The 26,730-nt window shown below is 73.9% G+C and carries 24 protein-coding genes, 1 rRNA gene and 1 pseudogene; 7 read left to right on the forward strand and 19 right to left on the reverse strand.

The genetic code is table 11. From position 1 onward, the window contains the following. The 4 genes and pseudogenes from ACRYCC_RS43725 to ACRYCC_RS43740 all read left to right on the forward strand — a co-directional run. A pseudogene (locus ACRYCC_RS43725) lies at nucleotides 1–247 on the forward strand (hypothetical protein); the annotation flags it as partial. A 19-nt stretch (nucleotides 248–266) separates the two neighbouring features. Next, on the forward strand, nucleotides 267–689 hold the full coding sequence (locus ACRYCC_RS43730; protein ID WP_433820160.1) for a roadblock/LC7 domain-containing protein: 423 nt from the start codon (nucleotides 267–269) through the stop codon (nucleotides 687–689). Then, nucleotides 686–1,189: a DUF742 domain-containing protein gene (locus ACRYCC_RS43735; protein ID WP_433820162.1), complete on the forward strand. Its 504-nt coding sequence runs from the start codon at nucleotides 686–688 to the stop codon at nucleotides 1,187–1,189. Before ACRYCC_RS43730 ends, ACRYCC_RS43735 begins: the two co-directional genes overlap by 4 nt. Further along, a complete protein-coding gene (locus ACRYCC_RS43740; RefSeq protein ID WP_433820163.1) occupies nucleotides 1,173–1,757 on the forward strand; it encodes a GTP-binding protein in 585 nt (194 codons plus the stop codon). Before ACRYCC_RS43735 ends, ACRYCC_RS43740 begins: the two co-directional genes overlap by 17 nt. Before the next feature lie 42 nt (nucleotides 1,758–1,799). On the opposite strand, the gene ACRYCC_RS43745 is transcribed toward ACRYCC_RS43740, so the two are convergent. From ACRYCC_RS43745 to ACRYCC_RS43810, 14 genes are all read right to left on the reverse strand, one after another. Further along, on the reverse strand, nucleotides 1,800–3,185 hold the full coding sequence (locus ACRYCC_RS43745; RefSeq protein WP_433820165.1) for a vWA domain-containing protein: 1,386 nt from the start codon (nucleotides 3,183–3,185) through the stop codon (nucleotides 1,800–1,802). After that, on the reverse strand, nucleotides 3,185–4,051 hold the full coding sequence (locus tag ACRYCC_RS43750; protein WP_433820167.1) for an AAA family ATPase: 867 nt from the start codon (nucleotides 4,049–4,051) through the stop codon (nucleotides 3,185–3,187). The genes ACRYCC_RS43745 and ACRYCC_RS43750 overlap by 1 nt, the downstream gene beginning before the upstream one ends. Nucleotides 4,052–4,067: 16 nt before the next feature. Further along, nucleotides 4,068–4,565 (reverse strand): hypothetical protein, encoded by a 498-nt coding sequence (locus ACRYCC_RS43755; RefSeq protein WP_433820168.1) that lies wholly within the window; start codon nucleotides 4,563–4,565, stop codon nucleotides 4,068–4,070. Between the two features lie 139 nt (nucleotides 4,566–4,704). Beyond that, nucleotides 4,705–6,900 carry an acyl-CoA dehydrogenase family protein gene (locus ACRYCC_RS43760; protein WP_433820170.1) on the reverse strand — a complete coding sequence of 732 codons (2,196 nt, stop codon included), beginning with the start codon at nucleotides 6,898–6,900 and terminating at the stop codon, nucleotides 4,705–4,707. A gap of 109 nt (nucleotides 6,901–7,009) precedes the next feature. Further along, a complete protein-coding gene (locus ACRYCC_RS43765; protein ID WP_433820171.1) occupies nucleotides 7,010–8,029 on the reverse strand; it encodes a TerC family protein in 1,020 nt (339 codons plus the stop codon). A gap of 123 nt (nucleotides 8,030–8,152) precedes the next feature. Then, complete coding sequence (locus tag ACRYCC_RS43770) at nucleotides 8,153–9,325, reverse strand: glycosyltransferase (protein WP_433820173.1); 1,173 nt, start codon at nucleotides 9,323–9,325, stop codon at nucleotides 8,153–8,155. Beyond that, complete coding sequence (gene murJ / locus ACRYCC_RS43775) at nucleotides 9,318–11,048, reverse strand: murein biosynthesis integral membrane protein MurJ (RefSeq protein ID WP_433820175.1); 1,731 nt, start codon at nucleotides 11,046–11,048, stop codon at nucleotides 9,318–9,320. Before murJ ends, ACRYCC_RS43770 begins: the two co-directional genes overlap by 8 nt. Continuing rightward, complete coding sequence (locus tag ACRYCC_RS43780) at nucleotides 11,045–11,956, reverse strand: hypothetical protein (protein WP_433820176.1); 912 nt, start codon at nucleotides 11,954–11,956, stop codon at nucleotides 11,045–11,047. Before ACRYCC_RS43780 ends, murJ begins: the two co-directional genes overlap by 4 nt. Then, nucleotides 11,956–12,906, reverse strand: coding sequence for a copper transporter (locus tag ACRYCC_RS43785; protein ID WP_433820177.1), 951 nt, complete (start codon nucleotides 12,904–12,906; stop codon nucleotides 11,956–11,958). Before ACRYCC_RS43785 ends, ACRYCC_RS43780 begins: the two co-directional genes overlap by 1 nt. Beyond that, complete coding sequence (gene steA, locus ACRYCC_RS43790) at nucleotides 12,903–14,147, reverse strand: putative cytokinetic ring protein SteA (protein ID WP_433820179.1); 1,245 nt, start codon at nucleotides 14,145–14,147, stop codon at nucleotides 12,903–12,905. The genes ACRYCC_RS43785 and steA overlap by 4 nt, the downstream gene beginning before the upstream one ends. An 88-nt stretch (nucleotides 14,148–14,235) precedes the next feature. Continuing rightward, nucleotides 14,236–16,002 (reverse strand): DNA repair protein RecN, encoded by a 1,767-nt coding sequence (gene recN, locus ACRYCC_RS43795; RefSeq protein ID WP_433820197.1) that lies wholly within the window; start codon nucleotides 16,000–16,002, stop codon nucleotides 14,236–14,238. A 54-nt stretch (nucleotides 16,003–16,056) separates the two neighbouring features. Continuing rightward, nucleotides 16,057–16,968, reverse strand: a complete 912-nt coding sequence (locus ACRYCC_RS43800; protein ID WP_433820180.1) for an NAD kinase — start codon at nucleotides 16,966–16,968, stop codon at nucleotides 16,057–16,059. Continuing rightward, nucleotides 16,965–17,903 (reverse strand): TlyA family RNA methyltransferase, encoded by a 939-nt coding sequence (locus ACRYCC_RS43805; protein ID WP_433820182.1) that lies wholly within the window; start codon nucleotides 17,901–17,903, stop codon nucleotides 16,965–16,967. The genes ACRYCC_RS43800 and ACRYCC_RS43805 overlap by 4 nt, the downstream gene beginning before the upstream one ends. 30 nt (nucleotides 17,904–17,933) lie before the next feature. Then, complete coding sequence (locus ACRYCC_RS43810; RefSeq protein ID WP_433820184.1) at nucleotides 17,934–18,311, reverse strand: hypothetical protein; 378 nt, start codon at nucleotides 18,309–18,311, stop codon at nucleotides 17,934–17,936. Nucleotides 18,312–18,424: 113 nt separating this feature from the next. Between ACRYCC_RS43810 and ACRYCC_RS43815 the strand changes: the two genes are divergently transcribed. Next, nucleotides 18,425–18,766, forward strand: coding sequence for an SCP2 sterol-binding domain-containing protein (locus ACRYCC_RS43815; RefSeq protein ID WP_433820186.1), 342 nt, complete (start codon nucleotides 18,425–18,427; stop codon nucleotides 18,764–18,766). A gap of 111 nt (nucleotides 18,767–18,877) precedes the next feature. Here ACRYCC_RS43815 and ACRYCC_RS43820 read toward each other — a convergent pair whose 3' ends face one another. Together ACRYCC_RS43820 and ACRYCC_RS43825 are read right to left on the reverse strand one after the other, a co-directional pair. Continuing rightward, complete coding sequence (locus ACRYCC_RS43820; RefSeq protein ID WP_433820187.1) at nucleotides 18,878–19,891, reverse strand: HAD-IIA family hydrolase; 1,014 nt, start codon at nucleotides 19,889–19,891, stop codon at nucleotides 18,878–18,880. Continuing rightward, nucleotides 19,888–20,331: a tetratricopeptide repeat protein gene (locus tag ACRYCC_RS43825; RefSeq protein WP_433820189.1), complete on the reverse strand. Its 444-nt coding sequence runs from the start codon at nucleotides 20,329–20,331 to the stop codon at nucleotides 19,888–19,890. The genes ACRYCC_RS43820 and ACRYCC_RS43825 overlap by 4 nt, the downstream gene beginning before the upstream one ends. 126 nt (nucleotides 20,332–20,457) lie before the next feature. On the opposite strand from ACRYCC_RS43825, the gene ACRYCC_RS43830 reads away from it, so the two are divergent. Beyond that, nucleotides 20,458–21,798, forward strand: a complete 1,341-nt coding sequence (locus tag ACRYCC_RS43830) for a DUF1015 family protein (RefSeq protein WP_433820191.1) — start codon at nucleotides 20,458–20,460, stop codon at nucleotides 21,796–21,798. A 97-nt stretch (nucleotides 21,799–21,895) separates the two neighbouring features. Here the strand turns inward: ACRYCC_RS43830 and ACRYCC_RS43835 are convergent, their stop codons facing one another. Beyond that, nucleotides 21,896–22,267 carry a single-stranded DNA-binding protein gene (locus tag ACRYCC_RS43835; RefSeq protein ID WP_433820193.1) on the reverse strand — a complete coding sequence of 124 codons (372 nt, stop codon included), beginning with the start codon at nucleotides 22,265–22,267 and terminating at the stop codon, nucleotides 21,896–21,898. A 231-nt stretch (nucleotides 22,268–22,498) separates the two neighbouring features. Here ACRYCC_RS43835 and ACRYCC_RS43840 point away from each other — a divergent pair, with 231 nt between their 5' ends. Then, the gene (locus tag ACRYCC_RS43840) at nucleotides 22,499–23,374 is read left to right on the forward strand and encodes an MBL fold metallo-hydrolase (RefSeq protein WP_433820198.1); all 876 of its coding nucleotides are present in this window, start codon (nucleotides 22,499–22,501) and stop codon (nucleotides 23,372–23,374) included. Between the two features lie 156 nt (nucleotides 23,375–23,530). Here ACRYCC_RS43840 and ACRYCC_RS43845 read toward each other — a convergent pair whose 3' ends face one another. Both ACRYCC_RS43845 and rrf read right to left on the reverse strand, forming a co-directional pair. Next, entirely contained in the window at nucleotides 23,531–24,706 is a 1,176-nt protein-coding gene (locus tag ACRYCC_RS43845) for a tetratricopeptide repeat protein (RefSeq protein WP_433820195.1), read from the reverse strand. 1,904 nt (nucleotides 24,707–26,610) lie between these two features. Further along, nucleotides 26,611–26,727: ribosomal RNA gene (gene rrf / locus ACRYCC_RS43850) — 5S ribosomal RNA — on the reverse strand. Nucleotides 26,728–26,730: the final 3 nt, after the last annotated feature.

Below are 26,730 nucleotides of genomic sequence, written 5' to 3' on the forward strand. Positions count from 1 at the left end.
GGCCGCCGGCCCGGGCTCCGCTCCGGGCGGTCCGGGCCCGGCACCGGGCGGCCCGGCGACGACGCGCAACGGGCTGGTCAAGCGGCAGCCCCGGGAGGGCGCGCTCCGGCGGCCCGCCCGGCCGCCCGCGCCGGCCCCGCCCCCCGCGGAGCCGGAACGCTCCCCGGACGAGGTGCGGACCATGCTCAACGCCTTCCGGTCCGGCGTCCAGCGCGCCGGGCAGGGCACCACCGGCGAGCCTCAGTGAAGAGGAAGGAACGACGACGATGACCCAGGCCGTATCGGAGACCCAGAGTTTCAACTGGCTGCTCGGCAAGTTCGTGCGGGACACCGACGGGGTGAGCGACGCCGTGGCCGTCTCGTCGGACGGGTTGCTCATGGCGCTGTCGGACGGCCTCGACCGGGCGGGCGCCGAGCGCCTGGCGGCGATCGTCTCCGGGGTGGTGAGCCTGGCCCGCGGCGCGTCCCGCCAGTACGACTTCGACGGCCTGAAACTGGTGATGATCGAGATGCGCCGGGGCTTCCTGCTCGTGTCGGCGATCTCCGACGGCAGCTGCCTCGGCGTGGTGGCGACCACCCAGTGCGACCTCGGCCTGGTCGGCCACGAGATCGCGGTGCTCTGTGACCGGTTCGGCGCGCTGCTCACCCCGCAGATCGTGGCCGAGCTGAAGAACGAGATCCTGCGATGAGCGGTCTCGACTGGCGCGGCGACACCGGCCCCCCGCCGCCCGACCGGCGGATGATCGAGGTGCGGCACCAGGTGGTGTTCCAGACGCCCACACCGGCGTCCGTGCCGGTCCCGCCGCCCGCCGGCTCCGGCGACTCCGGCGACTCCGGCGAGGAGCCGGGGCTGGAGACCGAGCACATCGTCCGGCCGTTCATCGTCACGGGCGGGCGCACCCGGCCTGCCGACGACCGGCTCCGGGTGGAGACGCTCGTCACGGCCACGCCCGCGGCGCTGTCGGCGCCGCTGGGGTTCGAACGCCGCCACATCGTGGAGATCTGCCAGCGGCCGCTCTCGGTCGCCGAGGTGGCCAGCAGCCTGGGCGTCCCGATCGGGGTGGCCCGGGTGGTCATCGCGGACCTCATCGCCGAGCGGCTGCTGACCGTCCAGGACCACCTGGGCTTCGACGACCACCCGTCGAGGTCCCTGCTGGAAAGGATCCGTGAGGGTGTTCGTGCGCTCTGAGAGCCCCTCCGCCGCGCCCGCGCGGGCCGTCTCCGCGAAGATCATCGTCTCTGGCGGGTTCGGGGTCGGGAAGACGACGTTCGTCGGCGCGATCTCCGAGATCGAGCCCCTCACCACCGAGGCGGCGATGACCGAGGCCTCGGCGGGGGTGGACGACACGTCGGGCGTGGAGGGCAAGACGACCACCACCGTCGCCTTCGACTTCGGCCGGATCACCCTGGACGGGGGCATCGTCCTCTACCTGTTCGGCACTCCGGGGCAGGAGCGCTTCGCCTTCCTGTGGGACGACCTCATCGACGGCGCGATCGGATCGGTGATCCTGCTGGACACCCGGCGGATCGACCAGGCCTTTCCCGCCCTCGACTTCTTCGAGGAGGCGGGCATCCCGTTCGCCATCGGCGTCAACCACTTCGCCGGGTCGGACCTGTTCGCGCTGGAGGAGGTCCGCGAGGCACTCGGCGTGCCAGCCCGCGTCCCGCTCGTGCTGTGCGACGCGCGCGACCGGGCGTCGGTCAAGCAGGTCGTCCTCGCCCTGCTCGACAGCGTGCTGGCCGGCACCTCCGCCTGACCGGGCCGGTGGCGGCAGCGTCCGGCCGGGGCAGGGCCAGGGTCAGGCGATCTCCTCGATGAACTCCAGCAGCTGGGTGATGTTGCGGCACTCGAACATCGGCACCACCTCGTCGTAGGCCGAGGCGGCCGAATCGCCGGTGTCCCAGTCGCGGCGCGGCTCCGGATTGAGCCAGTAGGCGTGCCGGGCGCCGGCGACGAGCCGGCGCAGCGTGGGCAGCGCCAGGTCGCCGTAGTTGGAGCGCGCGTCGCCCAGGATCAGCAGCGACGTCCGGGGGCCGATCGCCTCGGCGTAGCGCTCGGCGAAGACCTCGATGGCGTGGCCGTAGTTGCTGCGCCCGGTGATCCAGACCAGGTCGGCCTCCTGGGCGAGCCTGGTCATCGCGTCCACGACGTCCGCCCCCGGCTCGAAGAACCGGGTGATCTCGTCCGTGGTGTCGATGAAGGCGAACGCCCGTACCTTGGTGAACTGCTCGCGCAGGGCGTAGGTCAGCAGCAGCGTGAAGTGCGCGAACGAGGTGACCGAGTCGCTGGCGTCGCACAGGACGACCAGCTCGGGCTTGTGCGGGCGGCGGGGCCGGTGGTGGGTGACCATCGGCACGCCCCCGGTCGACAGCGAGGCGCGCACCGTACGGCGGAAGTCCAGCCGGCCCCGGCGGCCGTGCCGGTGCTTGGCGGTCAGCCGGGTCGCGAGCCGCCGGGCGAGGGGGTAGACCTCCCGGCGCAGCGCGGCGAGCTCCGCGCGGGTGGCGCGGTTGAAGTCGAGCCGTTCCAGCGGCGGCCGGACCGACAGCCGGGCGGTGCGCTCCACGCCGGTGTCCTCCGCGATGCGGCGGCGCACCTCCATGCCGACAAGCTGCTCGAAACGGGTGATCCGGTCGCGGAACCGCCGCCGGGCCACGCGCTCGGCCAGCCCGCCCCGCTCCTTGCCCGCCAGGACGGCGTTCAGCAGGCCCGCCATCAGCGTGTCGGCGGACATGGCGCGCAGCACGCCGGAGGAGAACCAGGACTGCTGGCCGGGCGCCCGCCCGAACCTGCGCACCGCCATGCGGGCGAACTGGACGAGCTCGGTGTCGTCACCGTCCAGCAGCAGCGCGGCGAGGTCCCGCCGCAGCGCCTGCACCTCGGGATCGAGCGCGGGGGGCACGGCGGGCCGGTCCGGCGCCGCGGCCTCGGGCGGGCCCTCCCCCGCCGCCGCCCCGTCACCGAGGGCGCTCGGGAACCACAGGTCGAACAGCGTGTCGAAGGCGGCCCGGTGCGCCGGCCGCTTGACCAGCGTGGCGGCGTAGGCGCCGCGCAGGGTCTCGCGGTCCACCAGGTCGATGACCTGCAGGGCGCGCACGGCGTCCAGCCCCTCGGCGAGCGAGACCGGCAGCCCGGCCGTGCGCAGGGCGGCGACGAAGCCGGTGTGCCGGTCGAGGAGGGACATCAGCCGGGCAGCCCGAGTTCCCGGACGGCGCGCTGCTGGTCGGAGACGTGCTTGAGGACGACCCCGAGGGTCTGCGCCACGGCTGTCTCGTCGAGCTCGTTGAGGCCGAGCGCGAGCAGCGTGCGGGCCCAGTCGATGGTCTCGGCTATCGACGGCGCCTTCTTGATCTCCAGTGCCCGCAGCGTGCCCACCGTGCGGACGAGCTGCTCGGCCAGGTCGGCCTCGATCCCGGGCACCTGGGCGAGCACGATGTCACGTTCCCGCTCGGGTTCGGGATAGTCCAGGTGGAGATAGAGGCAGCGGCGCTTGAGGGCCTCCGACAGCTCCCGGGCGGCGTTGGAGGTGAGCACCACGAACGGCTTGCGGGCCGCCGCGACCGTGCCGAGCTCGGGGATGGTGACCTGGTAGTCCGAGAGCACCTCCAGCAGCAGGCCCTCCACCTCGACGTCGGCCTTGTCGGTCTCGTCGATGAGCAGCACGGTGCGCCCGGGCCGCCGGATCGCGGCCAGCAGGGGCCGCTCCAGCAGGAACTCCTCGGTGAAGATGTCGTCGTGCGTCGCCTCCCAGGCCTGGTCGGTGCCGGCGGCCTGGATCCGCAGCAGCTGCTTCTTGTAGTTCCACTCGTACAGCGCGCGGGCCTCGTCCAGCCCCTCGTAGCACTGCAGGCGGACCAGCTCGGCCCCGGCGGCCGCGGCCACCGCCTTGGCCAGCTCGGTCTTGCCGACCCCGGCGGGCCCCTCCACCAGCAACGGCTTGCCGAGCACGCCGGCGAGGTAGACCGTCGTCGCGGTCGCCGGGTCGGCGAGGTAGTCGACCGCGGCGAGCCGCTCCCCGGCGTCGGCGGGCGAGGCGAAGAAGGCCGTCATGCGTGCTCCCGGGAGCTCAGGTGGTACCGGACTTGGTCTTGCTGTAGGTCTGCTGGTTGCCCTGGAACAGCAGCTTCCGTCCGTTGTCGGTGAGCTTGACCGACCAGAACGAGGGGGTGTTCGGGTCCTTGCCCTGCCAGGACAGGCGGTACTGGTCCTTGCCCGCCGGGATCACCTGGCCGGTCCACAGGATCCGGCCCCGGCCCTTCCAGCTCCCGGTGCCGTCGGCCTTGAACTCGAAGGCGTCGCCCACCGAGCCCTTCGCGGTGTTGGTCCACGTCCCGACCAGGCCCTTGACCTGCTGCGGAACGACCTTGGGCAGCGGGCCGCCGACGGCCTTGGGCGCCGCCCCGCCGGTCGCGGGAGAGCCGTCGGAGGCGCTCTGGCCCTGCGTCTCGCCCTGGCTCGGCCCGCCCTGCGCGGCGCCGTCCTTCCCCCCGCCGCAGGCGGACAGGGCGAGTGCCGCGGCGGTGGCCGCGATCATCAGCGCGGTCGCCCTCGAGCGTTCGTTCACAAGATCCTCCGGAGGGGTACGACGGGTCACGGACCGGCCAGGCCGACCGGATGGGAAGTGTATCCGTGCCGCCCCGGGCGGTGCCGTGAACCGTGCCGGGCCCCCGCGGACGGGCGGCCCGGCACGGGCGTCGTCGTCGTTACTTGCCGGGCTCGGGGTCGCGGGGCAGTCCCAGCAGCCGCTCACCGATGATGTTGAGCTGCACCTCGGTGGTGCCACCGTAGATCGTCATGGCCCGGCTGAAGAGCATGGCCCGGGCCACCTGACCGGTGGGCGCCCCCGGCTCCTCGACCGTGGCGCCGGTGCCCTGGGCGGCCCAGCAGTGGTCGGCGACGTCCTGGTTGAACTGCACCCCGAGCAGCTTGCGGACGCTGGCCTCGGCACCCGGGTTGAACCCGGACAGCTGCTTGAGGGTGATCCGCAGCCCGAGCAGGTCGATCGACTGCCCCTGGGCCACCAGCCGGCCCACCTCGGCGAGGCCGATCGGGTCCAGGTCCCGGCCCTTGTAGAAGTCCAGCAGCTCGGGCACGCCCATGCCCATGCCGCCGCCGGTCGACAGCGACACCCGCTCGTTGCTGAGCGTGTTGCGGGCGACCTGCCAGCCCTTGTTGACCTCCCCGACGACGCAGTCGTCCGGGACGAACACCCCGTCGAGGAAGACCTCGTTGAAGATGGCCTCGCCGGTGAGCTCCTTGAGCGGCCGCACGTCCACGCCCTCGGACTTCATGTCCACCAGGAAGTAGGTGATGCCGTCGTGCTTGGACCTGGTCGTGTCGGTACGGGCGATGCAGAAACCCCACTGCGCGAACTGGGCCACCGAGGTCCAGATCTTCTGCCCGGTGAGCTTCCAGCCGCCCTCGACCCGCTCGGCCTTCATCGACAGCGAGGCCAGGTCGGAGCCGGCGCCGGGCTCGCTGAACAGCTGGCACCAGACGAGCTGGCCGCGCAGCGTCGGCCGCAGGAAGCGCTCCTTCTGCTCCTCGGAGCCGTAGGCCACCAGCGACGGCACCAGCCAGGCCCCGATGACGAGGTTGGGGGCCTTGACCTTGGCCGCCTTGAGCTCCTGCTGGATGAGGATCTGCTCGACCGGGCCGGCGCCCCGGCCCCACGGGACCGGGAAGTGCGGGACGGTCCAGCCCTCGTCGCCCATCTTGACGGCGAGCTCGCCCTTGTCCTTGATCGTGGCGAGCTCGGCGACCTCGGCGCGGATCCGCTCCCGGACGGGGAGCGTGTCGGCGTCCAGCTCGAGCTCGATCGGGCGGCGGCCGCCTTCCAGGGCCAGCGTGGCGACCGTGGCCGCCCACTCCTTGGCCGGGCCGAGCAGCGCGCGCAGCGTCAGCGAGCGGCGCAGGTACAGGTGCGCGTCGTGCTCCCAGGTGAAGCCGATGCCGCCGAGGATCTGGATGCAGTCGCGGGCGGTCTGGACGCCCGCGTCGGGTGCGATCACCGCCGCGACCCCGGCGGCGAAGCCCGCTTCGGCGGCGGAGTCGTCGAGGGCGCGGGCGGCGTCCCAGACCGCGGCGCGCGCCTGCTCCAGCACGATGAGCATGCGGGCCGCCTTGTGCTTGACGCCCTGGAACTGGCCGATCGGCCGGCCGAACTGCTCACGGACCTTGGCGTACTCGGAGGCGGTCGTCACGCACCAGGACGCCGAGCCCACGGCCTCCGCGCCCAGCAGCACGGCGGCGAGGTCGAGGACGCGCGGTCCCTCGAGGCCGTCCAGCACCCGGTCGGCGGGGACCACGACGTCGGCGGCCTCGACCTTGGCCACCCGGCGGACCTTGTCCAGGCTCGGCAGCGGAGTGATCGTCAGCTCGGCGGCGTCGACCGCGACCCACTCCTCGCCCGCGTCGGTGCCCACGGGCAGCACGATGACGTCGGCGAGCGCCGCGCCGAGGACCGGCTGCACCGAGCCGCTGATCACCAGTGCGTCGCCGTCACGCCGCCCGGTGAGCCCGGCCACCAGCGAGACCGCGGCCGTACGGCCGCCGTCGGCGAGGGCGGGCAGCAGCTCCGCGTGGGCCTTGGCGTTCTTCGAGGCGCTCACCGCCGCGCTCGCCAGCACCGTCGGCAGGTACGGGCCCGGAGCCGCGATCCGGCCCAGCTCCTCCAGCGCGACGGTCAGCTCGAGCAACCCGAAGCCCTGGCCGCCGTGCTCCTCGGCCAGATGCAGCCCCAGCAGGCCCTGCTCGGCCAGCCCCGCCCAGAACGGCGGCCTGGTCTCCTCGCCCGCCTCCAGGGCCTCCCGTACGACCTTGGTCGTGATCCCGCGCTCGGCGAAGCCGCGCACCGACTCCGCGAGCGCCTCGTGCTCTTCGGTCAGCCCGATGGCCATGTGACACCTCTCCGTACCCGTCCCCTTGACGGGGCCCGCCCCCGCCGCTGCTACACCTACTGAAACCGATTCTAGAACCACATTCAGCTTTCCTTGAAAGTGACTCTACTCACCGGTCGGTAGCTTCGGCCACATCTGGTCCGGCGGGTGCGCCGGAAGGGTTCAGCCCGGCCGAACGCACCGCGGACGGGTCCTTGCCGGCCTTGATCAGACTGGCCGCCGTGGTCACCGCCATGGCGACGCCGATCACGGCCAGCGACAGCCAGATGGGGACCTCGGGAGCCCACGGGACGTGGTAGGTGTGCAACGCCTCGGCGATCAGCTTGAGCCCGATGAAGCCGAGGATGAAGGCCAGGCCCGCGCGCAGGTAGACCAGCCGCTCCACCAGGCCGCCCAGCAGGAAGTACAGCTGGCGCAGGCCCATCAGCGCGAACGCGTTGGAGGTGAAGACGAGGTAGGGCTCCTTGGTGAGGCCGAAGATCGCCGGGATGGAGTCCAGCGCGAAGAGCAGATCCGTGCTGCCGATCGCCACCATGACGATGAACAGCGGGGTGAGCAGCCGCCTGCCGTCCTGGCGGGTCACCATCCGCGAGCCGTCGTAGTCCTCCGTGGCGGGCAGCACCCGGCGGACCCAGCGCAGCAGCGGGTTCTCCTTGAACTCCTGGTCGTCGCGCCTGCGGCGCACCAGCCCGGCCGCCGTCCAGATCAGGAACGCGCCGAAGATGAAGAAGATCCATTCGAACCGTGCGATCGCGGCGGCCCCGACCGCGATGAAGAAGCCGCGGAGGATCAGCGCGATCACGATGCCGACGAGCAGCACCTTGTGCTGGCTGCTGCGGGGCACGGCGAACCGCGCCATGATCACGTAGAAGATGAACAGGTTGTCGATGCTCAGGCTGTACTCGGTGAGGTAACCGGCCATGAACTGCCCGGCGTGGTCCCCGCCCGCCAGCACCAGCAGGCCCATGCCGAAGGCGATCGCCAGCACGACGTAGAAGGTCACCCAGGCGCCCGCCTGCCGCAGGGTGAAGACCCTGGGGCCGCCTCGGTCGACGATGACCAGGTCGAGCAGGATCAGGGCGAGCAGAACCGCCAGGGTCAGCGCCCAGCCCCACAGGGAAACGTCCACAAATCACCACCTGCAGGGATGTTCGGGCCTTCCCGCTCCTCGACTATACCGACGCGGACATCGGTGATCGGGAGCGCGCGGCCGGTGCCGGGTCCCTCACCGTAAGGCCTGCGGTCCGCGCCGTCAGCGGATCACCAGATCCCGGTAGAGCCCGGCGAGCTGCCCTACGGCCGCGTCCTCGCCGGGCAGGCCGGTGGCCCGCTGCGCCGCCGCGGCGCCGAGCCGTACGGCCAGCGCCGAGTCGCCGAGGACCTCTGCCACCGCGTCCCGCAGCGCGCCGGCGTCACCCGCCGGTACGAGCAGCGCGGCGTCCCCCACCAGGTCCGGGATCCCGCCGACCCGGGTGGCGACCAGGGGACGCCCGGCGCGCAGGGTCTCCTGCACGAACAGCGGCTGCCCCTCCCACACGCTGGGCACCACGACCACGTCGGCGGCGGCCAGCAGCGCGGGGACGTCGGAGCGGCGGCCCAGCAGCCGGGCCGGCAGGCCCTCGGCCTCGATGCGCTCCCGCAGCTCGTCCTCGAGGGGGCCGTCACCGACGACGGCGACCAGCGGCCGCGGCGTCATGCCCGCCCAGCCGCCCGCCGCGTCGAGCAGCACCGGCAGCCCCTTCTGGTGGGCGAGCCGGCCCACGGTGAGGATCAGCGGCCGGTCGCCGGCCCCGAGTTCGGCGCGCAGCCGGTCGCGGTCGGCCGGGTCCGGTGACCGGGCCGGCGGCGGGGCGGGGACCAGCGCCCGGCCCACCTCACGCGCGCCGAGGCTGCGCATCCGCTCCTCCAGGTCCGGGGAGACCCCCAGCACGGCCGCCGCGCCACGGGCGACGAGCCGTTCCAGCGCACCGTAGGCGACGGCCGTCATCCCGCCCGCGAGCACGGCGTTGTGCAGGGTCACCACCACCGGCGGGCCGCCGGCGGACAGCCGCAGCGGCCCGGGGACCACCCGGGCCAGCGCGGCCACCACGAGCCCGCCGGCGCGCAGCCCGTGGGCGTGCACGACGTCCGCGCCACCCGGACCGCGCAGCAGCCTGCGCAGCCGCGCCACCGTACGGGCGTCCCGGGCCGGCCGGGGCCGGTCGGAGATCTGAACCGGCGCGAAGCGGGCTCCCGCCGCGGTGAACCCGAACAGCTCCTCGGTCTCCGGCGGGCCCAGCACCACCACGTGGGCTCCGCGGGCGGTCAGCCCGGCGGCCACGGAGTGGACGTGCCGGCCCACTCCCCCGGCGCTGGTGCCCACGACCAGGGCGACCCGCAGCCCCGCCGCGGGATCCCGCCCGGGCATCGCGTCCCCCTCAGGCATCCTGTCCCGCTCCGGCATCGTGTCCTGCTCCGGCATCGCGTACGGCCTTCCGGCTGAGGACGGCACGCAGATCGCCGCCGTCGATGAGATAGACGATCACCACGAACACGCCGGCCGCGACCGCCGCGGCCAGCACCGCCGTGCCCACGTCGGCGAACCGGCCGCCCGGGCCGAAGGCGTGCGCGACGCCGTAGCCCGCGAGGCCGCCGCCGAGGGCCCCGGCGAGCCCGGCCACGGCCGCCCGGGCCAGCCCGCGCGCGGACCCGCGGCCCCGGCTGCGCAGCAGCGCCGCCAGCAGCAGCGCGCCCGCCAGGGTCATGCCGAGCGTGTTGCCCAGCCCGAGCGCGGCGACCCGCCAGTCCCGCGGCACGGCCTGCACCAGCACGAGGTCGGCGGCCAGCACGGCGAGCCACCCGGCGACCGTCGCCCCGGCCGAGGCACGGCCCCGGCCGCCGGCGAACAGCACCCGGCCCAGATGCGCCACCAGCCCGTAGCCGACGAGCCCGGGGGCGAAGGCCAGGATCGCGCGCGCCAGCACCAGCGGGTCGGCGGCCGGGTGGCCGTCGAGCACGTGCCCGGCGGGCGGATGGCCGTCGAGGAAGTGCGCGGCGGGCAGCGCCACCGCGCACAGCACGGCCGCCCCGGCGCACGAGGCGAGCACGACCGCCCGGGTGGTCGAGGCCGTGACCCGGTCGAAGGACGCCAGGTCGCCCTCGGCGGCCCGCCCGGACAGCACGGGGAAGGCGCTGGTGGCGATAGGCACCGCCAGGATCGCCCAGGGCAGCAGGAACACCGCCCACGCGAAGTTGTAGTCCACCAGCGCGCCCGTGGTCATGTCGCCGTTGGTCAGGACGACCACGCCGATGGTGGCGATCTGCTGGGCCACGACCGTGGCCAGCCCGGCGAGCGCCAGCCGGCGCACCCGGGAGGCGACGCCCGGAGGGAAGCTCAGCGTGAGCCGCAACCCCAGCCGCAGCGGACGGGCCGCCACCAGCACGGTCGCCACCAGGGCCGCCACCCCCAGGGTGGTGCCGACGGACAGGACCAGCTCCGCGGTCCGCGGCAGCCCGCCCAGGTCGTCCGGGTCGGCCGGCCCCCAGGGGACGTAGAGCAGGTACGCGCCGATCACGACGAGGCTGGAGATGAGCGGCGCCACCGCGGGCCCGGTGAACCGGCGGTGGGCCTGCAGGACGCCGTACAGCACGACCGCCAGGCCGTACAGCAGGATCTGCGGGGCGAACACCACCAGCATGCGGGCGCCGGCCGCGACCACCTCGCTCTGGGCGCACGTGCCGATCATGCCGTCGTGCCCGTGCGCCAGCAGGCCCATCACCGGACGGGCCAGCACGGCGCCCAGCACCGACAGCGGAAGCAGGACCACGATCACCCAGGTGAGCAAGGCGGACGCGGTGCGGCGGACGTCGTCCCGCTCGCCGCGTTGCACCCCGCCGGCGAGCACCGGGACCACCATGCTGGCCAGCGCGCCACCGGCCACGATCTCGAAGACGATGTTCGGGACCTGGTTGGCGGTGAAGTAGGCCTGGCCGACGCAGCCGTTGTGCACGGTCTGCGAGAACACCACCGTGCGGCCGAAGCCGGCGATCCGGGCCAGGACGGTCAGGACCCCGATGAGCACCGCCGCCCCGGCGAGCCCCTTCAGGGCCGGCGACCCTCCCTCACCGCGGATCAGGCCGCCGGTCAGCCGTGTGACGCGTGTCCTCACTGCGCGGGGTCGGCCACCTGCACCGGCTCGGGCTCGGAAGCGCTCGGCGTCGCCGGAGCCGGTACGGGGCGGCGGCCCAGCATGTCGAGCCAGTTCAGCACCGGCGTCTCCCGGATGACCTTGGTGAAGCTGACGACCTCGCTGGCGGCGTTGAGGCCGATCAGCCCTGCCAGCACGGCCAGCCGGGGGCCGCGGCCGAGCCGGGTGGCGGCCAGGCCCAGCAGCGCGCCCAGCCCGTTGGCGCCCGCGTCGCCGAGCATCGCCCGCTCGGCCAGGTCCTCGGGCAGCAGCCCGGCGGCGGCGCCCAGCGGCGCGGCCACCACGGCCGCCCCCGAGCCGGCCGCCAGCGGCGCTCCGACCAGCAGGCCCACCTTGATCGCACGCCCCGGGCGCAGGTCGAACAGGTTCATGAGGTTCGCGCTGCCCGCGATGATCGCCCCGTTCACCAGGACGTCGGCCAGCGCGCCGCCCTTGGTGCGCGCCCCGGTCCCGGCGACCGCGGCGGCCGCGAGGCCGCCCGCGCCGATGCCGAGGAGCTTCACCGCGCCGCTGGTGACCTCACCGCGCGCCAGCGCGGACAGATGCCCCTTGAAGCCCCGGGAGGAGCCCGAACCGGCCAGGTCGTCGTAGGCGCCGAGCAGGCCGGAGCCGGCCCCGGCCAGCAGCGCCGCGGCGCGCAGCCGGCCGGTCAGGCCGGGGGTGAGCAGTCCGGCCACGGTGGCCCCGGCCACGAAGGCCGGGCCCTCCAGCAGCGTGACCGGCTCGCCCCGGTGGTTGGTGCGGCCCCAGGCCTCGTCGCCGGGCAGGCCGCCCGCGGCCGGCGGGCGCCGGGTCAGCGCGGTGTAGGCGGTACGTGCCGCGACGGCGCCGAGCGCCCCGCCGACGAGCACCTTCGATACGGAGGTCATCAGGCCTTCCCTACGGTGGGTACGGGGGTGGGCAGATAGCCGTTGACGCCGGAGCCGACACCGTAGGCGCCCGACTTGCCGGCCATCTCGATGCCGAGGGCGAGGACCACGACGACCTGCCCGGAGGCGGCGTCGGCGGTGTCGACCGACGAGACCTTGCTCGCGGTGCCGGAGTCGCGCAGCACCGAGAGCAGACCGCCGTCCTGCGCCGAGGTGAGCCGCCCCGCCATGACCGTGCCCCGGTCGGCGCCGTCGAAGGCGCCGGTGAGGGAGAGCAGCGCCTTGTTGTAGCCGTCCGCGGTCTTGCCCGTGTACGGGTTGGAGGGGGCGATCACGACGGCGAGTGTGGCACGGCCGCGGAGGTTCTCGCTGGTGGTCACGTAACCCGCCGACTTGAAGGAGCTGAGGATCGCGCCGTTGGACTCGTCCCCCTGGCCCGCCTTGGCCGGCTGGTCGGTCACCAGCGCGCTGGCCAGCACCGCGCCCGCGCGGTCGTAGGCGGTGACGCCGGGCTCGTCGGTCGCACCGGGCCGCAGGCTCCGCGACAGGGCGTCCAGCGTCTCGAGCTGGTCCTCGGCGAGGAACTTGTTCTGGATGGTCACCTGCCCGGTGACCGTGCCGCCTGCCCTCTGCACCAGCGGCACCAGCTGCTCGTAGATGTCCTGGCCGCCGCCCGGCGTCTGCACGAAGACCACCGACTCGTCCTTGAGCCGGTTCGCCACGATCTGGGGGGCCAGGGTCTGCGCGAACTGCTCCTCGCCCCGCATGCGGTCCTGCGCCTGGGCGATCTGGTCGCGGTAGTTCTGGTTGGCCGTGTGCAGCGAGGCGTTCGATCCCTTCAGGGTTCTCAGCACCGGATCCTGCAGCGCGTTGGCGCCCAGCACCAGGCCGAGCGCCAGCGACAGGAAGATCGCGAGGATGGAGACGAGGTGATAACGAAAATCGATCACGTGAAGAGTCCGGTCAGCCAGAAGAGGAATGCCTGCCACTTGTCGGCCAGCACCGGCGTCAGGATGTCGCTGGCCGGCGAGACGTAGAGGGCGGCAATGATCGTGATGAACGTGGCCAGGACGAGCAGCAACAGCGACCAGGTCGAGATCCGGCTGCGGTAGAGCCTGCTGACGCCCTTGGCGTCGACGAGCTTACTGCCCACCCGCAGCCGCGTGAGGAAGGTGCTGGCCATGCCGGCCCGGCCCTTGTCGAGGAACTCCACCAGGGTGGCGTGCGTGCCCACGGCGACGATCAGGCTGGCGCCCTTGTCGTCGGCGAGCAGCATCGCCACGTCCTCGCTGGTGCCGGTGGCGGCGAACACGACCGCCTCCTGGCCCAGATCGTGCACGCGCTGCAGCCCCGGCGCGCGGCCGTCCCGGTAGGCGTGCACCACCAGCTCGGCGCCGCAGCCCAGCGCCTGGTCGGAGACCGAGTCCATGTCGCCGACGATGATGTCGGGCTTGTAACCCGCCTCGATGAGCGCGTCGGAGCCGCCGTCCACGCCGATGAGCACCGGGCGGTACTCCCGGAGGTACGGGCGGAGCGTGGCCAGGTCCTCGCGGTAGTGGTAACCGCGGACCACGATCAGGGCGTGCCTGCCCTCCAGCTTGGTGACGATGTCGGGAACACCGACGCCGTCGATGAGGAGATCCCGCTCGCGCTTGAGGTACTCCATCGTGTTGGCGGCGAACGCCTCCAGCTGGACCGAGAGCCCGGCCTTCGCCTCGATCATCGACGCCTCGACGGTCTCGGCGGTCTGCGCGATCCCCTTCGCCATGATCTCGTCGCCCACGTAGACCAGCTCGTCCAGCACGCGGACGGTCTCACCCTCGCGGATCTTGGCGAAGATCTCCGGGCCGACGTCGTCGACGAGCGCGACCCCGGCCTCGACCAGGATCTGCGGGCCCAGGTTGGGGTAGCGGCCGGAGATGCTCGGCGCCACGTTGACCACGGCCCCGACACCGCAGGTGACGAGCGCCTCGGCGCTGACCCGGTCGATGTCGACATGGTCGATGATCGCGACCTCGCCGGGCCGCAGCCGCTTGGTGAGGGTCTTGGTCCGGCGATCCAGCCGCGCCACGGCGCTCACCCCGGGCTCGGTGCTCTCCCTGGCCCTGCCCAGCCCGAGCAGCCCGCGCCGCAACAGGCGCAGGTTCGGCCGCCGGTCGGACCGGCCGGTGTCCGGGGAAGGGTCGTTCATCACATGCCATCCTGCCAGAGCCGATTACGCCACACGTGTAACGACGAACGATCAGGCGTGTCCGTTCACACCCTCCGCGTCACATCTGTCAGCGGCCGCGCCCGCCGCCACCGGGTGTACGGATCGCACCGCCCTCGGTCTTGTCCTCACGGGCGATGGCGAGCAGTTCCTCCGCGTGCGCCCGCCCCAGCTCGGAGTCCTCCAGGCCGGCCAGCATGCGCGACAGCTCCCGGACCCGGCCCTCCTGGTCGAGAGCGGTCACGCCGCTGCTGGTCACCGTGCCGTCGTCGGACTTCTCCACGACAAGGTGCTGGTCGGCGAAGGCCGCCACCTGCGGAAGGTGTGTGACGACGATCACCTGGGCGTTCCGGGCCAGCCGGGCCAGCCGGCGGCCGATCTCCACCGCCGCCTTCCCGCCCACACCGGCGTCCACCTCGTCGAACACGAACGTCGGCACCGGGTCCGCGCCCGCGAACACCACCTCGATCGCGAGCATCACGCGGGACAGCTCTCCCCCGGAGGCCCCCTTGTGCAGCGGAAGCGGCGGCGCCCCCGGATGGGAGACCAGCCGCAGCTCGACCTCGTCGACGCCCTGCGGCCCGAACTCCTCGGTCTGGGTCACCGAGACGACGATCCGGGCGTGCGGCATCGCCAGCGCGGTGAGCTCCTCGGTGACCGCCGTGGAGAACCGGCCGGCCGCCTCGGTCCGCAGGCCGGTCAGCTCGCCGGCCAGCTCCCGCAGCCGGGCGGTCAGCTCGTCGTGCTCGGCCTGCAGCTCCGCGATGCGCTCGTCGTCGCCGTCCAGCTCCAGGACGCGGCCGGCCGACGTGCGCGCCCACTCCAGCACGTCGTCGATGGCCGAGCCCTCGGTGCTCGTGCCCCCGTATTTGCGGGCGAGCGAGGTCAGCTCGGCGCGCCGCTCCTGCACGGCCGCCAGCCGGGCCGGATCGGCCTCCACGGACTCGGCGTACGCGGCGAGCTCACCGCCCACGTCGGAGATCAGGTAGTTGGCCTCGGCCAGCCGGTCCGCGAGCCCGCCGAGGGCGGCGTCGTGATGGCGTACGCCCTCCAGCGCGTTGCGGGCGGCGCCGAGCAGGGAGACCACGTCGGCGGCCGCCGTCATCACGGCGGTGGGATCACCGAGCAGCGCGTCGTGCGCGCTGCTGGCGGCGCCGCGCAGCGCGTCGGCGTGGCCGAGCCGCTCTCCCTCCGCCGCGAGCTCCAGGTCCTCGCCCGGCTTGGGGTCGATCTTCTCGATCTCCTCCAGCCCGAAGCGCAGCAGCTCGGCCTCCTGGGCGCGTTCGCGCGAGCGCGTGGTCAGCTCCGCCAGCAACGCGGTCACCTGCCGGTGCCGCTGGTAGGCGGTGGTGTAGGCGCGCAGCGGCTTGGCCAGCACGTCGCCGGCGTAACGATCGAGCGAGGCCCGCTGCCGCCCGGCCTGCAGCAGGCGCTGCTGGTCGGACTGGCCGTGCACCGCCACGAGATCGTCGGCCAGGGTGATGAGCAGGCTCACCGGCACCGACCGGCCGCCCAGGTGCGCCCGGGACCGGCCCTCGGCCGAGACGGTGCGGGTCACGATCAGCGCGCCGTCGTCCAGCTCACCGCCCGCCTCCTCGACCCGCTCGCCGACCCGGCCCCGCGGATCCACGATGATGCGGCCCTCGACGAAGGCGCGCTCCGCGCCCGGCCGCACCCGCTGCGGATCAGCCCGGCCGCCGAACAGCAGGCCGAGGCTGGTCACGACCATGGTCTTGCCCGCGCCGGTCTCACCGGTCACGACGTTGAAGCCCGGGGACAGATCCAGCACCGCCTCGTCGATCACCCCGAGACCCCGGATCCTTACCTCCTCGACCATCGGCCGCACCGGCGTCACCACCCTCTCGGCTCCGAGGTTACAGCCACTCGCCTCTTATCGCTCATGTGTACGAACACGACCCCGCCAACCGATCACCGACAATCCGAATTTCGTCACCAGCCGGTCGGTGAACGGCGTCAGATGCAGCCGCGCGAACCGGACCGGCGCCGAACCCCGGCGGACCTCCACCCGGGCACCCGGCGGCAGATCGACGGTGCGCCGCCCATCACACCACAGCACCGCCCGCGGCGTGTCCTGCAGCACCTCGATCGCCACCACCGACCGGGGAGAGACCACCATCGGCCGCGCGAACAGCGCATGGGCACTGATCGGGACCACCAGCATGGCCTCCACCTCGGGCCAGACCACCGGGCCGCCCGCGGAGAACGCGTAGGCGGTGGAGCCGGTCGGGGTGGCGCACACCACACCGTCACAGCCCCAGCGCGACAGCGGCCGCCCGTCGATCTCGGCCACCACCTCGAGCATCCGCTCCCGCTCGGCCTTCTCGACCGTGGCCTCGTTGAGCGCCCACGTCGCCGCGAGCACCTTGCCGTTCTGGCGCACCGAGACATCGATGGTCATGCGCTCCTCGACGTCGTAGCGGCGGGTCACCACCCGGTCGACGGTGGCCGCGAGGTCCTCGCGCTCGGCCTCCGCGAGGAAGCCGACGTGACCGAGGTTGACACCGAGCAGCGGCGTGCCGGAGACCCGGGCCAGCTCCGCGGCGCGCAGCAGGCTGCCGTCTCCGCCGAGCACCATCACCATCTCGGTGCCCTCGGCGGCGGCCTCGATGCGGGGGACGACCTCGACGTCCGCGCAGCCGATGTCCGCCGCCTCGTCGTCGAGCACCCGCACGCGGACGCCCGCCTTGGTGAGCCGCTCGATGACCAGCTGCGCGCTGCGCACGGCTCCGGGGCGGCCGGTGTGCACCAGGATCAGCACCGAACGCCCGGTGTCCAGGGTCATCGCGGCCCCTCCGCGACGGCCCGGTCCAGGTCCGCCGCCGCCAGCGGCGGCGCGCCGGCCCGCAGCCACAGGAAGTACTCGACGTTGCCGGACGGCCCCGGCAGCGGGCTGGCGGTCACTCCCCGGACGCCCAGGCCGAGCGACCAGGCCTGATCGGCCACGTCCCGCACGGCCGCGGCGCGCAGCCCCGGGTCGCGGACCACCCCGCCGGCGCCGACCCGCTCCCTGCCCACCTCGAACTGGGGCTTGACCATCATCACGTAGTCCGCGTCCGGGGTCACACAGCGCTGGATCGGCGCCAGGACCAGCTTCAGGGAGATGAACGACAGATCCGCCACCACCAGGCTGGGCAGCTCACCGGGCGGCCCGCCCGCGCCGACGTCCGCCGCGGCCGCGGCCCGCGCACCGGGCCGGCCGTCCGGTGGCCCGGCGGGGCCCGCAGCGCCGCCGGGCGCCGTGCCCTCCCGGGCGGCGTCCGGGTCACCGCCCGGCCTCGCCGCGACGTGCTCGGGGGTCAGCTCGCGGATGTTGAGGCGCTCGACCACGGTGACCCGGTCGTCGGTGCGCAGTGACCAGGCGATCTGGCCGTAGCCGACGTCGACCGCGACGACGTGCCCCGCACCGGCGCGCAGCAGCACGTCGGTGAAGCCCCCGGTGGAGGCGCCGGCGTCCAGGCAGCGCCGCCCCGCCGGATCCAGCCCGGTGAACGCCTCCAGCGCCCCGGCGAGCTTGTGCCCGCCGCGCGAGACGTAGTCCGGCCCGCTGTCGGCCGCCTCGACGATGATCGCCGCGGCGGCCTCGACCTGGGTGGCGGCCTTGCCCGCGGTCTGCCCGGCGACCCTGACCCGGCCCGCGCCGATCAGGTCGGCCGCCTGGTCGCGGGACCGGGCCAGCCCCCGCCGGACCAGCTCGGCGTCGAGCCGTCGGCGGATCATGGTCGTGCTCCCTCGCGTCGCACCGTCGCCTCAGCCTCCGCCCGGCCGGCCCGCGGCCGGCGGGCGGGACGGGCCTCCCGGCCCGGGTGGCCGGGGCACCGGCGGACCGGCCGGGGCCGCCGGGCCCGGGGCGTCCTCGTCGATGGCGGCGAGCACGTCCTGCAGCCGGCGGTGCACGTCCTCGAAGATCTCGACGTGCCGGGACACCGGCGCACCGCCGAGCTCGGCGAGGCGCGCCACGGCCTCGTCGACCCGCTCGTCCCCGGTCGGCTCCGGGGGCGGCGGGCCGGCCGGCGCTCCCGGCCGCCCGGGCGGCGTCGGCGCAGGCGGTGCTGGCCGGACGTGGTCACCGCCCGTGCTCATCGCCGGGGACGGCGGCACCGGGCCCCATCCGCTCTCGCTGGTCATCGTTTCAGCCTCCCTGCCGCACGACCGCGCGCCGCAAGTCGCGTCCGGCTCAGTGGAAACGCTACCGTCCAGGGACGACATCGTCGCCGACCGGAACGGGGAACGACCTCACCATGGCGAACGAGGAGGAATGCCGGGCGGCGCTGGACCACATCGCCGAACGGCTCACGCAGGTGGACCCGAAGAAGTTCGCGGAGCACGTCGTCGAGCGGAACATCAGCTGCCACCTGCCCGATCTCGGGCTGGCCTTTCGCACCAGGCTCCATGAGGGCGGGCTCGACCCGTTCACGCCGACCGACGATCCGAAGGCCGCGCAGGTCCGCCTGACGGTGGACAGCGACGATCTCGTCGCGCTGGCCGAGGACCGGATCAGCGTGGCGAAGGCGTGGGCCACCGGCCGGCTCAAGATCGAGGCCGGCATCTTCGACCTGCTCCGGCTCCGCAAGCTGCTCTGACCGCCCGCCGCCCTGGCTCCACGGGCCGGGCCGACAGGCGTGGATGATCGAGGACCCGCGGTGACCGTGCGTGAGGGGCGCGCCCACGGCACGATCACGGGGTGTGCCGGGTCATCCCAGCCCGAGGCCGCTGAGCGCGCCCTCGACGGCCTCCCGGCGTACCGGCGGCTCCGTATGCCAGGCGGCCGCGCACAGGGCGCGCAGGCCGTCGTAGGGGTCGCCGGTGCCGGTGAGACCGATCGTGTCGCCGTCCCAGCGGGCGCTCCACCCGCCGCAGGCCCAGGCGTCGCCGGTGCGCGCCACCTCGGGATGCGGGACGAGCAGACCGTTGAGATCGGCGGCGAGATAGGTCGGGCGGTGCTCGGGCGGCGCGGTGACCGCCCCGAGCGGGTCGGTGACCCCGGTGAAGACGAGCAGGCTGTCGGCCTCCCCGTTGTGCGCGCCCTCGATGTCGGTGTCCAGCCGGTCCCCCACCACCAGCGGCCGCTCCGCGGCGGTCCGCAGGATGGCCTCCCGGTGCAGCGGGCGCTCGGGCTTGCCGGTGACGATCGGGTCGACGCCGGTCGCGGCCCGGATCACCTGCAGCAGGGCCCCGTTGCCGGGGCGCGGCGGGCCGGACCTGGCCGGGATCGTGAAGTCGCCGTTGGACGCGACGAACAACGCGCCGTTCCGTACCGCCTGGGCCCCCTCGGCGATCAGCCCGTACGACAGGCCGGGGTCGAAGCCCTGGACCACCGCGGCGGGGCGCTCGGCCGCCGTGGACACCGGCCGCAGGCCCCGGGCGCTCAGGACGTGGCGCAGCGCCGTGCTGCCGACCACGAGCACCGGGGTCCCCGCCGGGAACCGCTCGGCCAGCAGCCTCGCGGCGGCCTGCGCCGAGGTCACCACGTCGTCGGCGGTGGCCGGCACCCCGACGTCGCGCAGCAGCGCGGCCACCGCGGAGGCCGTCCGGGAGGCGTTGTTGGTGACGAACGCCAGCCGCTGCCCGGCGACCCGCGCCTTGGCCAGCGCCTCGGCCGCGTGGGGCACCGGGCGGTGGCCCACGTAGACCACCCCGTCCAGGTCGAGCAGCGCGACGTCGTAGGCCTCGCTCAACGGCCGGTCACAGCCGCGGGGAACGCTCATCGGCGGGCCTCCAGAGTCGCGCGGGCATGCCGCAGGGCGTTGGTGTAGTGCTTGTTGTCCGGGCGCATCGCGACCGCCAGCGCCAGGTGCTCGACGGCCGCCTCGAACTCGCCCATCCGGCTCAGCGACAGCCCCAGGCCGAACAGCGCGTAGTCCTCGGACGGATTGTCCTGCACGATCCGCCGGAAGCTGTCGGCGGCCTCCGCGAACCGGCGTGCGCCGAACTGCGCCCGCGCCAGCGCCTCCCGGATGCTCGATGAGGACGGCTCCTCGCCGGCGGCCCGCTCCAGCAGCTGGACGGCCGCGGCGGCGCTGCCCGCGCCCAGCAGCTCGAGACCCCGCGTGTACCACTCGTAGACGCCGCCCTCCGGCTGGGCGGAGCCCCGAGGCGCCGGAGAGGACGCTCCCTCACCCGGCGAATCCGCCGACCCTTCAATCATCGTGTAAGCCTCCCGGTCTATCGTGCGACACCGACCTTGGTCAGGTACCGGCTGCCCAGCGCCCACCGCTCTGCGATTACGATGCCTCACGGGGTTGGCCGGAGGCAGGCATGGGGGTGGATAAACGTGGATGACGATCTTCCCTCCGGTCTCGGCCCGGAGGAGTTCAGCGCACGCGTCTTCGGCGCCGGCGAGCCGTACGACGGCGGTGCGGGCCTGGAACTGGCGCCGTTCCGCGGTGTGCACTTCGCACCAGAGGTCGTGGGTGATCTCTCTGCCGTCACCACACCACCGTACGACCTGATCGACGATGATGCCGTGAGCAGGCTGCTGGAGAGTGACGCGCACAACATCGTCCGGCTGATCCTGCCCGCCCGGGACGCGAAGGACACCGAGGCCCCCTATGTGCGGGCGGGTGAGACCCTGCGCCGGTGGCTGGCCGAAGGGATCCTGGTGACCGACGCCGAGCCGGCCCTGTACGTCTACGAGGAGAGCGACGCCCACTCCCTGCAGCGCGGGCTGATCGGCGCGGTCGGCCTGCGGCCCGAGGCGGCCCGGGTCGTGCTCCCGCACGAGAACGTCTTTCCAGGCCCGGTACGGGACCGGCTGCGGCTCATGTCCGCCACCGAGGCCAACCTGGAGCCGATCTTCCTGGTCTACGACGGCGGCGGCGCCACCAGCAGGATCGTCGACGAGGTGGCCGCCGAGGCCGAACCCGTGCTCGAAGTGATCTCGGACGACGGGGTCGAGCACCGGCTCTGGCGGATCACCGATCCGGACCTGCACGCCTGGATCGCCGACGACCTGCGGCCCCGCCAGGCGCTGATCGCCGACGGGCACCACCGGTACGCCACCTACCGGGCGCTCCAGGCCCGCCACCAGGCGGACGGGGACGGGGCCGGACCCTGGGATCACGGCCTCGCGCTGCTGGTCGACTCCAGCCGCTACCCGCCCCGGCTGGGCGCCATCCACCGGGTGCTACCCGGTCTCGCCCCTGATCTGGCCGTGAAACGCGCCAGGAGCGTCTGCCGGGTCTCGGAGCCCGCCCAGAGCCTCCCCGCGGCCCTGGAGGCGTTGAGGGCCGTGGACGGCCCTGCGTTCCTGCTGGGCGGCGGGGACCGGCTGCATCTGCTGAGCGATCCCGATCCGCGGCAGCTGTCCCTGGTCATGCCCGCGAACCGCTCCGCGCGCTGGCAGCACCTCGACACCGCGATCCTCGACCTGCTGTTGATCGAGAACGTCTGGGACGTGACGGCGGACGACCGCAGCGTGGAGGTCGTCCACCACGACGCCGCCGCCGCCATCGAGCGGGCCCGCCGCACCGGCGGCACGGCGGTGATCCTCAACCCGCTGCGGGTCGAGGACGTGCTGGCCGTCGCCGCGGACGGGGAGCGGGTCCCCCGCAAATCAACCTCCTTCGGCCCCAAACCGCGCACCGGACTGGTGCTGCGCCTGCTCGGCCCCTGAGCGGCCGGACCGGCCGGACCGGCCGGACCGGCCGGACCAGGCTGGGCCGGACCAGGGCGGTGGTGTGCGCGCACCCCCGGACGCGCACACCACCTGGTCAGGGCCGGCCCGGGCCGACGGAGGCGCGCTCGGCCCCGGGCCGGGGCACCATCAGCTCGGCGTCGCTCACCTCGACGTCGTAACGGCTGGCCATGGCGCCCTCCGGCGTGCGCCAGACCCGGCGGCGGAGCGCACCCCGCAGCCGGACCAGATCCCCGCGTCTCCAGCCGGCCACGAGCTCCTGGAACCCCGGGTCGAACGACATGCACGGGATCGAATCGCCCGTGACGAGCCCGTGCCACTCGTGCGGCGGCCGTTTCACCAGCAGCCGCCACTGCACCAGCTCCGTGCCGCTGGGTAAGGCCTTGCCGAGCGGCTCGGCGGTGATCCTGCCGATCAGGCCGACCTCGTTGACGTGGAGATGATCCATGAACTGCTCCTCTCGATCCGCCTGCCACCACCATGCGGCCGGCGCACCCGGTGCCGACAGACGTCCGGGGACCTGTGGATAACTCCGGCCACGGCCCTTTACGTTGTAGATCACAAGAGAGGCGGGTAACGTGGACGCGCTCGAGGAGAGTCGGCGGAGCGGAGTGAGCCCGTGAGCACGCAGACCACGATCACGCCGCTGGGCGGGGACGTCTACGAGATCGACACCCGGATGGCCGGCTATCCCGGCATCACCGCGGGATACGTGATCTTGTCCGACCGGCCCTGCCTGGTGGAGCCGGGCACGTCCGGCTCGGCCCCGGTCGTGCGCCGGGCGCTGACGGAGCTGGGCGTGGAGGCGGCCGACCTGGCCACCGTGGTCGTCACCCACATCCACCTCGACCATGCGGGCGGGGTCGGCGACATCGCCCTGTCCTACCCGCAGGCCGAGATCGTCGTGCACGAGAAGGGCGCACGGCACCTGGCCAGCCCCGAACGGCTGATGCGGAGCGCCCGGATGGTCTACGGCGACGCGCTCGACACGCTGTTCGGCGAGATGCGGCCCACCGAGGCGGAGCGCATCCGCGCCGTCGCCGACACCGGGGTCATCGACCTCGGGGCCGGCCGGCGTCTGCGGTCGTACCACTCCCCCGGGCACGCCAAGCACCACGTGGGCCTGCTCGACTCGCTCACCGGCGACCTCTACGTCGGGGACGCGGCCGGCGTCTACATCCCCGAGACCGCGGACGTACGACCCGCCACCCCGCCACCCGACTTCGACCTGGACACCGCGCTGGCGTCACTGGACCTGTTCCAGGCGCTGGAGCCGCAGCGGCTGCTGTTCGCCCACTACGGCCCGGTCACCGAGGTGGCGCAGACCCTCGACCGATCCGCCGAGGAGCTGCGGCTCTGGGTCGAGACCGTACGGGAGGCCCACGACCAGGGCCTGGACCTCGACCACGCGGTCGCGATGGTACGGGACCGTACCGACGCTCGTTACCGGGCGTACGGCCCGGACGCCGATCCGGCCATCGCGGAGAAGTACGAGGTCCTCAACGGCGTCCGGAGCAACGTCGCCGGGATCATCCACTCACTCGAGAAGCGCTGAAAGGCGCGCCCACCGCCCGGCGGCACACCGGCCGTCGCAGATCCCCAGCGGAGCCCTGAGCAAACGTCGCCGGGATCCCCGCCGGGGAACCGGGACAGGCGCTCGCAGCGCCCCGGGGCCGGGCCGGCCCTCCCGCTGGGGAGGGCCGGACGCCGCTCAGTCGCCGGCCGGATCCTCCGGCGGCGGGCTGAACGACACCTCGGGCACCGGGTCGGTCGAGGTGACCGCAGAGGTCTTCCGCTCGGCGCCGAACTCGATGCCGGGCACGCCCGACTCGGAGATGACGATCTCCGCGATGCGCGGCGGCGCGGCCTCCCCGGTGTCCGCCGGCTCGTCCGCACCGGACCGGCCGGATGCGCCGGTGGCCTCCCCGGCCGCTGGCCCGGCGTCCGTTTCGCCGGTGTCCCCGCCCGCCTCCGCAGGCTCACCCGACGGCTCTGCCGCCTCGGCTTCGGCTTCGGTCGATTCCTGGGTGGCGGATTCCGCTGCTTCGGCTGTGGCGGGTTCCCCCGCCGGCCGCCTGGCATCGGATCCGGTGGGTTCCTCCGTATCGGCTCCGCCGGATCTCTCCGCGGCCTCCCCGGCCTCGGCTTCGGCCGGTTCCGCGGCGGTGGCCTCTGCCGCATGGGCCGCTTCCGCGGCGGCCAGGACGTCGTCCTCCGACTCGCCTTCCTCGGTGTCGATGATCTCGAGTCCCTCGAGGTCGGCGAGGCGCTCGGCGGCGTCGGTGTCACCGTCCCGGTCGGCCGCGGCGGCCTTGGCGAACCAGTCGCGGGCCTCGTCCTCGCGCCCGGCGTCGACCAGCGCGTCGGCGTAGGCGTACAGCAGCCGCACCGACCAGGGCCGCAGCCGGCGGTCCTTGAGCTCGGGAATCTGGAGCGTCACGACGGCGACGGCGTACTGGCCGAGATCGCGGCGCGCTCCCGACTCGACGATGCGCAGCTCGACCCGCTCCTCCGTCGCCAGCCTCTTGGCCTCCGGCGACTTCGCCAGATCCAGCGCGCGCTCGGGCCTGCCCAGCCCGCGCTCGCAGTCGGCCATCACCGGGAGGTACGCGCCCTCGCGCCCGGGCAGCCGGCGGGCGGCCCGCAACTCGGCCAGCGCGTCCGCCCATTCGCCGGCGTGGTAGGCCGCGAAGCCGCAGGCCTCGCGGACCACGCCGACCCGGGAGGCGAGCCGGCGGGCCGCGCGGGCGTGCCGGTAGGCCGCGGGCGCATCGTCGTCGACGAGGCGGCCGGCCATGACCAGGTGACGCGCCACCCTGGTCGCCAGGTCCTTGGGCAGGGTCAGCAGCTCGGCCCGGGCGTCGGGATCCAGTTCCTCCCCGGTCACCTCGTCCGGCAGCAGCGGATCATCGTTGACCGGCCGCGGGCGCTCGCGGCTCTCGGCCGGGCTCCAGGGCTCGCCCGAACGCCCCTGCGGGCGCTGGCCGCCCCCGGGCCGGTCGTCGCGCGACGGCCGCTGGCCGGCACGCTCGCCCCGGCCACCGGGCCGGTCGTCACCGAACCGTCCAGAGCGGCCGGAGCCGGTCTCGCGGTCCTGGCGCGGACCTCGCGGACCACCCGCCCGGGGTCCACCGCCGCCCTGGTACGAGCCGCCGGGACGCCCTCCGGAACGGGTGTCACGCGGCGGGGCGTACCGGCGTTCACCGGAACGGCCGCCTTCCCTGTCCTGCCGGGGAGCACCTTCCCGGGGCGCGGAGTCACGGCCCTGACCGCCACCCTGGTAACCGCCGCCGTCACGGTCCTGACGCGGACCCCGGTAACCGCCCTCACGGCCCTGACCGCCACCCTGATAGCCGCCGCTCTCGCGGTCCTGGCGCGGACCCCGGTAACCACCCTCACGACTCTGACCGCCACCCTGGTAACCGCCGCTCTCGCGGTCCTGACGGGGGCCTCGGTAACCACCCTCACGGCCCTGACGGGCGTCGCGGTCCTGGCGGGCACCCTGGTAACCGCCGCCGTCACGGTCCTGACGGGGGCCTGCGTAACCACCCTCGCGCTTCTGACCGCCACCCTGATAGCCGCCGCTCTCGCGGTCCTGACGCGGACCCCGGTAACCACCCTCACGGCCCTGACCGGCATCGCGGTCCTGGCGGGGGCCTGCGTAACCACCCTCGCGCTTCTGACCGGCACCCCGGTGACCGCCGCCCTCGCGGTCCTGCCTCGAGGCCCGGTAGCCGCCTTCGCGGTCCTGCCCAGGCCCGCCGGAACGTTCCCCGCGGGGCGGGGCGTACCTGCGCTCGCCTGCGCCGCCGGCCTGGGAACGATCGTCACGATCCTGGCGGGGGCCGCGGGGGGCCCCGTCGCGGTCCTGCCGCGGGCCCTGGTAGCCGCCTTCACGTCGGGGACCCTGGTAACCGCCTTCGCGGGGGCCCGTGCCCCGGCCCTGGGAAGGGCCACGGGCTCCGCCGGCCGGGCGTCCATCGCGAGGCGGGCCGTACCGCCGTTCGGCGCCACCGCCGGAGACACCGGGACCGCCCCGCTGGTAGCCGCCCTCGCGCTCCCGTGGCGGCCCGCCGGAGCCCTCCGGGCGCTTCCAGCCCGGCCGCTCCTTGCGCTGGCCCTCGAAGCCGCGTCCGCCGGTGCGCTCGGGACGATCGCGCCCGGGGCTCTGGTAACCGCCCTGGCGACCCCCGCCCGTACGAGCCGGGCCACCGGCGCCCGGGCCCTTGCCGAAACCGCCGCGGCCACCCTCATAGGTCTTTCCGCCGCCCTGCGCGCGATCGTCGCGGCCCTCACGGGAGCCGGCGGGACGGTCGTCACGCCCGGAACCGGGACGCGAACCGGCCTGGTCGCGGCCTGTGTCCTTGCGCCCTGCGTATCCACCCGGCTTACCGCCGGAACCCTGGCGGGGCCCGCGCTCACCATAGGGGGAGGCGCCGGAGCCACCACCCGAGCCGGTACGAGGCCCTCGAGGACCACCGGTGCGCGGCGCTCCGCCGTTCCCCGCACCGCGCGGGGGACCGAACTTACGCTGGCCGGTGCCACCACCGCCCGTGGCGCGAGCACCCCCGCGGTCGGCCGGGCGGCCGCTTCCCCCGCCCTGACCCTGCCGACCATCGCGCCGTCGGCGATCACCGTCACCGCGGTCGTCCTCTTGCCCGCTCATCACACCTGCTCGTCAGCCTCGTCAGCGATTTTTCGGATGGGAACTTCTATCACTCTATTTTGCCAGGTCCCGGACATGCATCGAGGGCCGCTCCGGGAACGGAGCGGCCCTCGTATGTGGTATGTGTCCGGCGGTGTCCTACTCTCCCACACAGTCTCCCGTGCAGTACCATCGGCGCTGAAGGGCTTAACTTCCGGGTTCGGGATGGGACCGGGTGTTTCCCCTTCGCTAAAACCACCGGAACG

Origin of the sequence: Actinomadura scrupuli, assembly GCF_050971785.1 — a bacterium.
GTDB classification, from domain to species: Bacteria; Actinomycetota; Actinomycetes; order Streptosporangiales; family Streptosporangiaceae; genus Actinomadura_E; species Actinomadura_E scrupuli.

Excerpts from the sequence above, each read along its gene's own strand:
- ACRYCC_RS43730 (WP_433820160.1), top strand. The coding sequence starts at position 267 with ATGACCCAGGCCGTATCGGAGACCCAGAGTTTCAACTGGCTGCTCGGC.
- ACRYCC_RS43735 (WP_433820162.1), top strand. The coding sequence starts at position 686 with ATGAGCGGTCTCGACTGGCGCGGCGACACCGGCCCCCCGCCGCCCGAC.
- ACRYCC_RS43745 (WP_433820165.1), bottom strand. The coding sequence starts at position 3,185 with ATGTCCCTCCTCGACCGGCACACCGGCTTCGTCGCCGCCCTGCGCACG.
- ACRYCC_RS43750 (WP_433820167.1), bottom strand. The coding sequence starts at position 4,051 with ATGACGGCCTTCTTCGCCTCGCCCGCCGACGCCGGGGAGCGGCTCGCC.
- ACRYCC_RS43760 (WP_433820170.1), bottom strand. The coding sequence starts at position 6,900 with ATGGCCATCGGGCTGACCGAAGAGCACGAGGCGCTCGCGGAGTCGGTG.
- ACRYCC_RS43770 (WP_433820173.1), bottom strand. The coding sequence starts at position 9,325 with ATGCCTGAGGGGGACGCGATGCCCGGGCGGGATCCCGCGGCGGGGCTG.
- ACRYCC_RS43780 (WP_433820176.1), bottom strand. The coding sequence starts at position 11,956 with ATGACCTCCGTATCGAAGGTGCTCGTCGGCGGGGCGCTCGGCGCCGTC.
- steA (WP_433820179.1), bottom strand. The coding sequence starts at position 14,147 with ATGAACGACCCTTCCCCGGACACCGGCCGGTCCGACCGGCGGCCGAAC.
- recN (WP_433820197.1), bottom strand. The coding sequence starts at position 16,002 with ATGGTCGAGGAGGTAAGGATCCGGGGTCTCGGGGTGATCGACGAGGCG.
- ACRYCC_RS43800 (WP_433820180.1), bottom strand. The coding sequence starts at position 16,968 with ATGACCCTGGACACCGGGCGTTCGGTGCTGATCCTGGTGCACACCGGC.
- ACRYCC_RS43805 (WP_433820182.1), bottom strand. The coding sequence starts at position 17,903 with ATGATCCGCCGACGGCTCGACGCCGAGCTGGTCCGGCGGGGGCTGGCC.
- ACRYCC_RS43810 (WP_433820184.1), bottom strand. The coding sequence starts at position 18,311 with ATGACCAGCGAGAGCGGATGGGGCCCGGTGCCGCCGTCCCCGGCGATG.
- ACRYCC_RS43815 (WP_433820186.1), top strand. The coding sequence starts at position 18,425 with ATGGCGAACGAGGAGGAATGCCGGGCGGCGCTGGACCACATCGCCGAA.
- ACRYCC_RS43820 (WP_433820187.1), bottom strand. The coding sequence starts at position 19,891 with ATGAGCGTTCCCCGCGGCTGTGACCGGCCGTTGAGCGAGGCCTACGAC.
- ACRYCC_RS43825 (WP_433820189.1), bottom strand. The coding sequence starts at position 20,331 with ATGATTGAAGGGTCGGCGGATTCGCCGGGTGAGGGAGCGTCCTCTCCG.
- ACRYCC_RS43835 (WP_433820193.1), bottom strand. The coding sequence starts at position 22,267 with ATGGATCATCTCCACGTCAACGAGGTCGGCCTGATCGGCAGGATCACC.
- ACRYCC_RS43840 (WP_433820198.1), top strand. The coding sequence starts at position 22,499 with ATGGCCGGCTATCCCGGCATCACCGCGGGATACGTGATCTTGTCCGAC.